This is a genomic window from Cupriavidus sp. GW823-FHT06D04, from assembly GCF_058795055.1.
Genome location: NZ_JBXAHL010000006.1, coordinates 233,381 through 243,279, shown reverse-complemented (window position 1 = coordinate 243,279; position 9,899 = coordinate 233,381). Strand labels below are relative to the sequence as shown.

Annotated in this window: 8 protein-coding genes; 1 reads left to right on the top strand and 7 read right to left on the bottom strand. The window is 66.8% G+C overall.

What is annotated here, in order from left to right; all coding sequences use genetic code 11:
• Positions 1 to 62 precede the first annotated feature (62 nt).
• Positions 63 to 728 carry an SDR family oxidoreductase gene (locus AC1Q7H_RS11905; protein ID WP_492381319.1) on the top strand — a complete coding sequence of 222 codons (666 nt, stop codon included), beginning with the start codon at positions 63 to 65 and terminating at the stop codon, positions 726 to 728.
• 138 nt (positions 729 to 866) lie between these two features.
• Here AC1Q7H_RS11905 and AC1Q7H_RS11900 read toward each other — a convergent pair whose 3' ends face one another.
• From AC1Q7H_RS11900 to AC1Q7H_RS11870, 7 genes are all read right to left on the bottom strand, one after another.
• On the bottom strand, positions 867 to 1,868 hold the full coding sequence (locus AC1Q7H_RS11900) for a Bug family tripartite tricarboxylate transporter substrate binding protein (protein WP_211981187.1): 1,002 nt from the start codon (positions 1,866 to 1,868) through the stop codon (positions 867 to 869).
• A 175-nt stretch (positions 1,869 to 2,043) separates the two neighbouring features.
• Positions 2,044 to 2,904: a MipA/OmpV family protein gene (locus AC1Q7H_RS11895; RefSeq protein WP_371827397.1), complete on the bottom strand. Its 861-nt coding sequence runs from the start codon at positions 2,902 to 2,904 to the stop codon at positions 2,044 to 2,046.
• Positions 2,905 to 3,015: 111 nt separating this feature from the next.
• A complete protein-coding gene (locus tag AC1Q7H_RS11890) occupies positions 3,016 to 5,229 on the bottom strand; it encodes a xanthine dehydrogenase family protein molybdopterin-binding subunit (RefSeq protein ID WP_492378000.1) in 2,214 nt (737 codons plus the stop codon).
• On the bottom strand, positions 5,226 to 6,224 hold the full coding sequence (locus AC1Q7H_RS11885) for an FAD binding domain-containing protein (RefSeq protein WP_211981193.1): 999 nt from the start codon (positions 6,222 to 6,224) through the stop codon (positions 5,226 to 5,228). Before AC1Q7H_RS11885 ends, AC1Q7H_RS11890 begins: the two co-directional genes overlap by 4 nt.
• Positions 6,225 to 6,233: 9 nt before the next feature.
• A complete protein-coding gene (locus AC1Q7H_RS11880; RefSeq protein ID WP_211981195.1) occupies positions 6,234 to 6,806 on the bottom strand; it encodes a 2Fe-2S iron-sulfur cluster-binding protein in 573 nt (190 codons plus the stop codon).
• 236 nt (positions 6,807 to 7,042) lie between these two features.
• The gene (locus AC1Q7H_RS11875) at positions 7,043 to 8,239 is read right to left on the bottom strand and encodes an amino acid aminotransferase (protein ID WP_013952715.1); all 1,197 of its coding nucleotides are present in this window, start codon (positions 8,237 to 8,239) and stop codon (positions 7,043 to 7,045) included.
• 108 nt (positions 8,240 to 8,347) lie between these two features.
• Positions 8,348 to 9,742, bottom strand: a complete 1,395-nt coding sequence (locus AC1Q7H_RS11870) for an amino acid permease (RefSeq protein ID WP_492377999.1) — start codon at positions 9,740 to 9,742, stop codon at positions 8,348 to 8,350.
• Positions 9,743 to 9,899: the final 157 nt, after the last annotated feature.

Here is a 9,899-nt window from a genome sequence, read left to right as displayed (position 1 = left end):
TTCGGTGACCGCTTCACCAACGCCCTACGCTGAGATTTATTTAACCGACCTCAGCACACAGAATTTCTGACACCTCCCTGGACAGGCCGGGCCTCCCGTCACATCGCTGGATCTCCGTCGACATGTCCAGTGATGCCTCTATCGCATCTTTTTCCCATGAGCTTGCGACGGACGGAACCGTTCTCGACGGCGTCGTATTGATGCCCCCGCAAATGCGGCCCACCGGCGATTGCCAGCCTCCGGCGGACATGTGGCGACAATTGTTCCAGAGCAACTTTATCGGCCCCCTCGAACTCCTTAAGAGCGCGATCTCCACAATGCGGCCAGATCCTTCCCAAGGACGCGGGGCAAAAATTGTCATCATTTCTGCCATCACCTCAGTGCAAGCCCTTGGAAACTACGCCACCAGCAATGTCCTGCGTTGTGCCTGGCTGGCTCAGGCCAAGACGCTCGCTTTCGCGATGGGCGAACGAGGAATTCACGTCAATACCCTCTCCCTCGGTGGCACCCTGACCCCAGACTATGTGGCATCGATCGACCTGCGCGCCACCAAGGCTGGCGTGACCTTCTCTGAACGGTTAGCCGAGGAAACATTGAACATCCCCTTGCGAAAGTATGGAAGGCCTGAGGAGGTCGCCCTGGCGGTCGAAGTCTTGTTATCCCCCTTCTCCGATCACATGACTGGCGTGAACCTGCTGCACGATGGCGGGTTCACGAGAGCCTATTGAGTATTAACCAGCGAAGCAGCGTTCCTTTTCAGTCGACAAGAGACCTTCATTTACCTCGGAAGTCGCCATCCAAAAAAAACATGGCGAGCCTGGTAGCTCGCCACGTTTATACCCGGGCATGTATTGCGGTCTGCAACCTCAATCCAGCGTAATCTTCCCCGCCTTAACAATCTCCGCATAGCGCGTAGTATCGCGCTCGATCAGCTTGCGGAACTCCTCAGGCGTACCGCCTACCGGCACAAATCCCAGGTCGGTCAGCTTCTTCGTGACCTCCGGGCTGCGCGTGGCCGCGGCGATTTCCTTGGCCATGCGGGCCACGATCGGTTGCGGCGTGCCAGCCGGCGCCATCAGCCCGGTCCACGAACTCATCACGAAGCCGGGGAAACCTGCTTCTTCCATGGTCGGGATGTTGGGCTCGCCGGGCCAGCGCTTGGCGGAGGCCACGGCCAGCACATTGATCTTGCCCGACTTCACATGCGGCATCGGCACCAGCAGCGGGTCGAAGGCCACGGAGACTTCGCCGGACACTAGCGCGGGCAGGATCGGCGCGCTGCCGTTGTACGGCACGTGGGTCAGCTTGAGCTTCGATTCCATCGCCAGGCGCTCGCCCGTCAGGTGCGCGGAGCTGCCGACGCCGCTGGAACCGAAGGTCAGCGTGTCGGGGTGCTTCTTGCCGTAGTCGACCAGTTCGGCGACGGTCTTGACCGGCAGCTTCTTGCTGGAGAACAGGAACAGCGGCAGCTCGGCCATTTCCGCCACCGGCACCAGGTCCGTGGGCTTGTAGCTGAGCTTGGAATACAGCGACATGTTCGCGCTGTAGGCGGCCAGCACCGACACGAAGGTGTAGCCGTCCGGCGCCGAGCGCGCGGCCACGCCGACGCCCAGGGTGCTGTTGGCGCCGGGTTTGTTCTCGATGATGATCGGCTGGCCCAGCCGCTGCGAGACTCTTTCGAACACGACGCGCGAGACGGTGTCGGTGGAGCCGCCAGGCGTGTAAGGCACGATTACCTTGATCGGCTTGGCCGGCCACGCTTCGGCGGCGAGGGCAGTGGGGGCGGTGTGGGCGGCGGCCAGGCCGGCAATGGCCATGGCGGCTAAACGCGCGCTGCGCGATACGCGATGCTTGATGCTGGACTTCAACTACATCTCCTTCCTTGGCTTCTTCGACTATCCCCTGGCGGGGATGCTGCGGCCGGATATTCCGGTCGGCCAATTATGCGGGACGCAGTATTGAGGTTCCGGGGCAATACCGTCCAAATCGCGGACGCCAGCCATCCACTGTGCGATAGCCGCACGGCGCGGCTGACGATCCGGCTCAGAATTCGTAGTTGATCGACAGGTCGAAGACCCCGTTGGTCGACTTGCGCGTGATCGGGCTGTCCGCCGCATCGCCGGCCAGCTGCGAGATCGCGATGTCGCTGGTGGCAAACCAGTGCTTGTTGAAATACCACACCGCGCTGACGCCGAAGCCGTAGGACTTGATGCCGCCGCGCGCATGGTAGGCGGGCCGCCCGGCGCGGGCCTGCGAGTCGCTGACGCCGTACCAGGCGTTCATATAGCGCGAGTCGGCCAGCGTCACGGTGGGGCCGGCAAACCAGAAGAATTTTTCGGAGCTGCCCGGCAGCGGCATATAGGCGCCGATATCGCCGACCCAGCCGTCGCTGCCGCCCAGGCTGCGGCGCGCGTCGATGCGCAGCACCAGCGGGAATTCCTTCGAGACCGCGTATTCCGCGAACAGCTTGCCTTCCGGCGCCGGGTTGATATTGCCCATGCCGTCCAGGTGCGGCGAATCCTCCTTTGCGCGCCGTCCAAGGTTGTAGGTCAGCGCGATCCCCGCGCGCCAGTTCTTGCCCCGCAGCAGGTTCACGCCCAGTCCTTCGCCGATCGAAGCAAAGGCCAGGTCGCGGTAGCGGATATCGATGCTGGGCCCGCCGATGACGATGTATTCCGACGAGCCGTCGTAGCGCGGCCGCACCATGGCCGCGGCGCCGAGCCGGACTTGCCAGTCGGGGACGGTGTCTTCAAACAGCTTCTGGAGCGGAATGCCGGCGGAGAACTGCCATTCCGCCAGCGGTGCCGGGGTCTGGGCGCTGGCCAGGCCCGGGGCCAGGACGGCGCCGGCGGCCAGCAGCAGGGCAATGCACGAGGACGGACGCTTGGGGTAGAGCTCGGTCACGGCAGCCTCCAAGCCCGCCAGGCGGGCAGTCAGGTTGCGGGCGCGGGGCCCGTGGGCCACATCTTTCCATTGGATGGCGGCCAGCGCAACCACCCGGGGCCTGGGCGGGTCTCAGTCCAGCAGCTTGTCCAGCGTAATCGGCAGGTCCCGTACGCGCCGGCCGGTGGCATGGTACACGGCATTGGCGATGGCCGCGGCCACGCCGACGATGCCGATCTCGCCGATGCCCTTGGTGCCCAGCGCGTTGATATGTGGATCGTCCTCGTCCACCACTGTCACGTCGATGGTGCCGACGTCGGCATTGACCGGCACGTGGTACTCGGCCAGGTTGGCATTGGCCACGCGCCCGGTGACGGGATCCAGCTCGGTCTTCTCATGCAGCGCCATGCCGATGCCCCAGATAATGCCGCCCTTGAGCTGGCTGTGCGCGGTCTTGCGGTTCAGCAGCCGGCCCACGCCGTAGCTGGCGACGATGCGGCGGACGCGGATCTCGCCCAGGTCTGGATCGACATGGACCTCTGCAAAGACCGCGCCAAAGGCGTGCATTGCGTATTGCTTCCGCTCCTTGCCGGGCTTGGCGCTGGCCCGCGCTTCGATCGCGTGGCCACCTGCGCGGGTGATCGGCGCGGACACGGGTTCGCGCTGCGTCGGATCGGAGCGGCGTTGCAGCCAGCCGTCGGCAATCTCCACGTCTTTCGCCGGCACGCCCGACAGCGGCGAGGCCGGGTCCGCCACGGCTTGCCGGATCAGTTGCCCGCGCGCGGCCGCGGCTGCTTGCTGCACGGCAGGCGCGACGCTGGCGACCGACTGCGAGCCCCCCGACACCGGGGCCTCGGGGAAGGCCGTGTCGCCCAGTTCAAAGCGCACGCGCTCGGGCGGCAGCCCCAGTGCGTCGGCTGCGACCTGCGTCATGACCGTATAGGTGCCCGTGCCGAGGTCTTGCGAGCCGGAGCGTACCAGTGCGGTGCCGTCCGGCAGCAGGCGCACCATCGCGCTGGCGCCCGAACGATAGGTGGGATAGGTCGCGGTGGCCATGCCCAGGCCCACCAGCTTGCCGTTGGCGTGCATCGAACGCGGTTCGGGGTTGCGGCGCGCCCAGTCGAAGCGCTCGGCGGCCTCCCGATAACATTCACGCAGCGATTTGCTGGAAAACGGCAACTGCTTCTCAGGGTCGGTATCGGCGTGGTTGCGCAGGCGCAGCGCGACCGGGTCGATGCCGAGCTGTTCCGCCAGCTCGTCCAGCGCGCATTCCAGCGCAAAGCTGCCAGTGGCTTCGCCCGGCGCCCGCATGAAAGTGGGGGTGCCGATGTTCAGCTTGACCAGCCGCTGGCTGGTCTGCAGGTTGGGGCAGGCATAGAGCCGGCGCGTGATCAGCGCCGCGGATTCAAGCCAGTCTTCGATCATCGAGGTGCCGGCGGTCACATCGTGGCGGATTGCGCTCAGCGCGCCGTCCTGTGCCGCGGCAGCGACCAGATGCTGCTCAGTCAGGGGCCGCGCGCCTACGGTGCCGAACATCTGCGTCCGGTCCACCACCAGCTTCACCGGGCAGCCCGCCTGCCGCGCCGCCATCGCGGCCAGCATCACGTGGGACCATACCGAGCCCTTGCAGCCGAAACCGCCGCCTACGTATGGGCAGATCACGCGAACCTTCTCCATGGGAATGCCGAACGTGGCCGATGCGACCTTGCGGACGCCGGTGACGTATTGCGTCGCGTCGTACAGCGTCAACTCGCCGCCGTCCCAGACGGCGATGGTGGCGTGCGGCTCCATCGGGTTATGGTTTTCCATCGGCGTGGTGTAGACCGTGTCGACCACGGCGGCGGCGCTGCGCAGGCCGGCGTCAGGATCGCCGCGATGGCTGTCGGCCGATCCGTCCTCGTCCTCGTCGGGTTTGCGTGCCTGTGTGCGGGCCTGCGCAAAGTCCAGCACGGCGTCGGCGCGCCGGTATTGCACCGGCAGGCAGCGGGCGGCGTCGCGCGCTTGCTCCAGGGTGTCGGCCACGACCACGGCGATGGGCTGGTTGTTGTAGTGGATGGCGGTGTCCTGCAGCAGGCTCATGACGTGCCTGGCCGTGGCAATGTCCGCGGCGGCCTTTCCGCCCTTGGGCAGGTGCGGTGCATTGAAGGGTGTCATCACCAGCCGCACGCCTGGCATGCGCTCACAGGCGGCGGTGTCCATCGACGTGATCTCGCCGCAGGGGATGGTGCTGGTCACCATCACCGCATGGGCCAGGCCCTGCAGCGGATGGTCGGCGGTATAGCGGGCGCGGCCGGTGACCTTTGGGATGCCGTCGACACGGTCGAGGGGGGCCCCGGTCACGCTCATGCTGAGGCTCCTTGCGGCCGGCTGGCGACCTGCAGCGCGCGCAGCACGGCACGTTGCGCCAGTCCCACCTTGAAAGCGTTGTGGGCATAGGGATGCGCGCCATCAAGCAGCAGCCGCGCGGCTTCGGCGGCGCTGTGCGCGCTCAGCGGACGGCCCGCCAGGGCCCGCTCCGCCGCCGGCACGCGCCACGGCTTGTGCGCCACGCCGCCCAGCGCCAGGCGGGCGCTGCGCACGGTGTTGCTGTCGATTTCCAGCGCCGCGGCCACCGAGACCAGCGCAAAGGCAAAGCTGGCGCGGTCGCGCACCTTCAGGTAGTGGGCATGGGCGGCATAGGGCGAAGGCGGCAGGTCGATGGCGACGATCAGCTCGCCCGGCGCCAGCATGGTGTCGCATTGCGGCGTGTCGCCAGGCAGCCGGTGGAAGTCGCCCATGGGGATGCGGCGCTCGCCGGTGGTGGCGCGTACCACGACCACGGCTTCCAGCGCGGCCAGTGCCACGCACATATCGGACGGATGCACGGCGATGCATTGCTCGCTTGCGCCCAGGATGGCGTGGATGCGGTTGATGCCATCGCGCGCGCCGCAGCCGGAGCCGGGCTTGCGCTTGTTGCAGGCGGGGAAGCCGGGATCGTAGAAGTAGTGGCAGCGCGTGCGCTGCAGCAGGTTGCCGCCCACCGTGGCCATATTGCGCAGTTGCCCGCAGGCGCCCGCCAGCAGCGCTTGCGCCAGCAGCGGATAGCGTTCGCGCACCAGTGGGTGGTTGGCCGCATCAGTGTTGCTGACCATCGCGCCGATGCGCAGGCCGCGGTCGGGCAGCGCTGCCACCTGGGCCAGCGGCAGCCGGCTGACATCTACCAGCAGCCGTGGCGCTTCCACGCCGGCCTTGACCAGGTCGAGCAGGTTGGTGCCACCGGCGACATAGCGCGCCCCCGGCTGGCCGCCCAGGCGCATGGCGTCGTCGACAGACTCGGGCCGTTCATAGGAAAAAGGATTCATGCCCGGTCCTCAGCGGCTGCCGTGCCGGTTGCAGACCTCGCGGACCGCGGCAACGATATTGGGGTAGGCGCCGCAGCGGCACAGGTTGCCGCTCATGCGCTCGCGGATTTCATCGTCGCTGAGCGGCAGGGCCGCCGGGCGCAGCGACTGGACCGCGCTCGCCTCACCGGCCTGCGCCTCGGCCAGCATGCCCACCGCAGAGCAGATCTGGCCGGGCGTGCAGAAGCCGCACTGCAGCGCGTCGTGCGCGATGAAGGCGGCCTGCATCGGATGCAGCGTGTCGCCGCTGGCCAGGCCTTCGATGGTGGTGATCTGGCGGCCTTCCTGCATCACCGCCAGCGTCAGGCAGGCGTTGATGCGCCGCCCGTCAACCAGCACCGTGCAGGCGCCGCACTGGCCGCGGTCGCAGCCCTTCTTGGCGCCGGTCAGGTGGATCACTTCGCGCAGCGCGTCAAGCAGCGTGCAGCGGGGCTCCAGCTGCAGCGTGCAGGGCTTGCCGTTGATATGCAGCGTGACCGGGCGGGCAGCGGCGCCGGGGGGCAGGGCGGTGCTGCACTGGGCGGGGGCCTTGTCTTCGGACATTTGCGGGCCTTCTGTGGGGACTCCGGCACGGTGGGGGACGGCGCCTGGGATGCAGGAAGGCTGCAAGTTCAGTGCCGGGGATGGCCGTGGCGATGGCCTGAGGAAAGCCAGGGGAAGCCGTGGCTGGAAAGTCAAAAACTCCACGGCGTTTGTAGAAATTACGCTGGCGCGTCCCATGCGCCGCAAAAAAAACGGCGCCCGAAGGCGCCGCCTGGTAATGCCGTCTGCCGTCAGGTTTAGCCCTGCAGCACACTCCCGATGGCCTTGGCCACGATGCCGACATTGCGCTCGTTCAGCCCGGCCACGCACATGCGGCCCGAGCGCAGCAGGTACACGCCGTGCTGCTCGCGCAGGCGCTCGGCCTGGTCGGCGGTGAGGCCGGTGTAGGTGAACATGCCGCGCTGGGTCAGGTAGCGCGACAGGGCCTCGCCGCTGACATGGTCGCGCAGGTTGTGGTGGATCGCCTCGCGCATGCGCGCGATGCGGTTGCACATCTGGGCCAGTTCTTCTTCCCACAGCTGGCGCAGCTCGGGCGTGGTCAGCACCTTGGCCACCACGCGCGCGCCGTGCGTGGGCGGGTTGCTGTAGTTGGCGCGCACCGCGCCGGTCAGCTGGCCCAGCACGTTGGCGGCTTCGCCGGCGGTGTTGCAGAACACGCTCAGGCCGCCGCAGCGCTCGCCGTACAGCGAGAAGTTCTTCGAGAACGAGTTGGCCACCAGACAGGGCACATCCTGCGCCACCAGCTCGCGGATGGCGAAGGCGTCGTCTTCCAGGCCTGCGCCAAAGCCCTGGTAGGCCATGTCGACAAACGGCAGCAGCTGGTTGGCCTTGAGCAGCGCGATCAGCTGGCGCCACTGGTCCTGGTTCAGGTCCACGCCGGTCGGGTTGTGGCAGCAGGCGTGCAGCAGCACGATGCTGCCCGCGGGGATGGCGCGCAGCGCGTCCATCATCGCGTCGAACTTCAGGCCGCCGGTGGCGTCGTCATAGTACGGGTAGGTATTGACGGTGAAGCCGGCGCGCTCGAACACCACGCGGTGGTTTTCCCAGCTGGGATCGCTGATCCACACCTGCGCCTGCGGGTAGTAGCGCTTGAGGAAATCAGCGCCCACGCGCAGCGCGCCCGAGCCGCCCAGCGTCTGCAGCGTGGCGATGCGGCCGGCGGCGCGCGCCGGCGAGTCTTCGCCGAACACCAGCGCCTGCACCGCGTTGCGGTAGGCCACCAGGCCCGACATCGGCAGGTAGGGGCGCGGGCCCATGTCGGCCAGCAGCGCGGCTTCGGCCTTGGCCACGGCCTGCATCACCGGCAGGCGGCCCTCGTCGTCAAAGTAGATGCCGATGCTCAGGTTGACCTTGTCGGTACGCGGGTCGCGCTGGAAGTCCTCGTTGAGCGAGAGGATCGGATCGCCGGGAAATGCCTCGATGTGTGCAAACATGGGGTGCGATGGAATTGGGTCGGGGGGCAGCTGCCGCGGCGCAGGGGGCGTCGCGCAGCCTGAATTCTAACCGGCGGCGCCCGCAGCCTGCAGGCGCCGCCTTGCCGCTCAGCGCAGTTGCTGGGCGGCCACGCCGCTTTGCAGCGCGGCGGCCGCGTTTTTCTGGCGCACCAGGTAGCTCACGCCGAGCACCACCAGCCACACCGGGATCAGGTAGACCGAGAGGCGCAGGCCAGGCGTCAGGTACATCACCACCAGGATGCCGGCCAGGAACACCAGGCACAGGTAGTTGGTGAGCGGATAGCCCCAGCTCTGGAACTTCGTGGCCTGGCCCGCGCGGCGCTTGTCGGCGCGGAACTTCAGGTGGATCAGGCTGATCATCGCCCAGTTGATGATGAGCGCCGACACCACCAGGCCCATCAGCATCTCAAACGCCTTGCCGGGCATGAAGTAGTTGATCACCACGCAGGCCGCGGTGGCCACGGCCGAGAACGCCAGTGCCGTCAGCGGAATGCCGCGCTGGTTGACCTTGAGCAGCGCCTTGGGGGCGTTGCCTTGCTGGGCCAGGCCGTACAGCATGCGGCTGTTGCAGTACACGCCGCTGTTGTAGACCGACAGCGCCGCAGTCAGCACCACCACGTTCAGCACATTGGCCACCCAGTTGCTGTTCAGCGCGTGGAAGATCAGCACGAACGGGCTGCCGCCGGTGACCACGTTCTCCCACGGGTACAGCGACAGCAGCACTGCCAGCGCGCCCACGTAGAAGATCAGGATGCGGTAGATCACCTGGTTGGTGGCCTTGGGGATGGTCTTCTCGGGCGAATCCGCCTCGGCCGCGGTGATGCCCACCAGCTCCAGCCCGCCGAACGAGAACATGATCACCGCCATGGCCATCACCAGGCCGCCCATGCCGTTGGGGAAGAAGCCGCCGTGCTGCCACAGGTTGGCCACGCTCGCTTGCGGGCCGGCATTGCCGGACGCCAGCAGGTAGCCGCCGAAGCCGATCATGCCGATGATGGCCGCGACCTTGATGATCGAGAACCAGAACTCCATCTCGCCGAAGGATTTCACGCTCGACAGGTTGATCGCGTTGATGATCACGAAGAAGGCCAGCGCCGAGACCCAGGTCGGGATCTCGGGCCACCAGTACTGCACGTAGATGCCAACGGCCGAAAGCTCGGCCATGCTCACCAGGATGTACAGCACCCAGTAGTTCCAGCCCGACAGGAAGCCGGCGAAGTGGCCGCAGTATTTGTCGGCGAAGTAGCTGAACGAGCCGGCAACGGGCTCGTCCACCACCATCTCGCCCAGCTGGCGCATGATGAAGAACGCCACGATGCCGGCGATCGCATAGCCCAGCAGGACCGAGGGGCCCGCCATCTTAATGGTCTGGGCGATGCCCAGGAAAAGGCCGGTGCCGATGGCGCCACCCAGCGCGATCAGCTGGATATGCCGGTTCTTCAGGCCGCGCTTGAGCGTGCCGTCATTGCTGCTTGCATGCATTCAGTTGTTTCCTCTACCCATTCTCATGGAATGCGGGCCCGCGTTTCTGGCTTGTATTGAGTCGAACGCTTGGGCCTGGGGGACGTCACCACCCGCGCGGCAGGGTGACTGCCGCGAAGGTGGTGTGCGCGTTTCCGGACCCGGCTGTGCCCGTCAA

Excerpts from the sequence above, each read along its gene's own strand:
- AC1Q7H_RS11870 (WP_492377999.1), bottom strand. The coding sequence starts at position 9,742 with ATGCATGCAAGCAGCAATGACGGCACGCTCAAGCGCGGCCTGAAGAAC.
- AC1Q7H_RS11875 (WP_013952715.1), bottom strand. The coding sequence starts at position 8,239 with ATGTTTGCACACATCGAGGCATTTCCCGGCGATCCGATCCTCTCGCTC.
- AC1Q7H_RS11880 (WP_211981195.1), bottom strand. The coding sequence starts at position 6,806 with ATGTCCGAAGACAAGGCCCCCGCCCAGTGCAGCACCGCCCTGCCCCCC.
- AC1Q7H_RS11890 (WP_492378000.1), bottom strand. The coding sequence starts at position 5,229 with ATGAGCGTGACCGGGGCCCCCCTCGACCGTGTCGACGGCATCCCAAAG.
- AC1Q7H_RS11885 (WP_211981193.1), bottom strand. The coding sequence starts at position 6,224 with ATGAATCCTTTTTCCTATGAACGGCCCGAGTCTGTCGACGACGCCATG.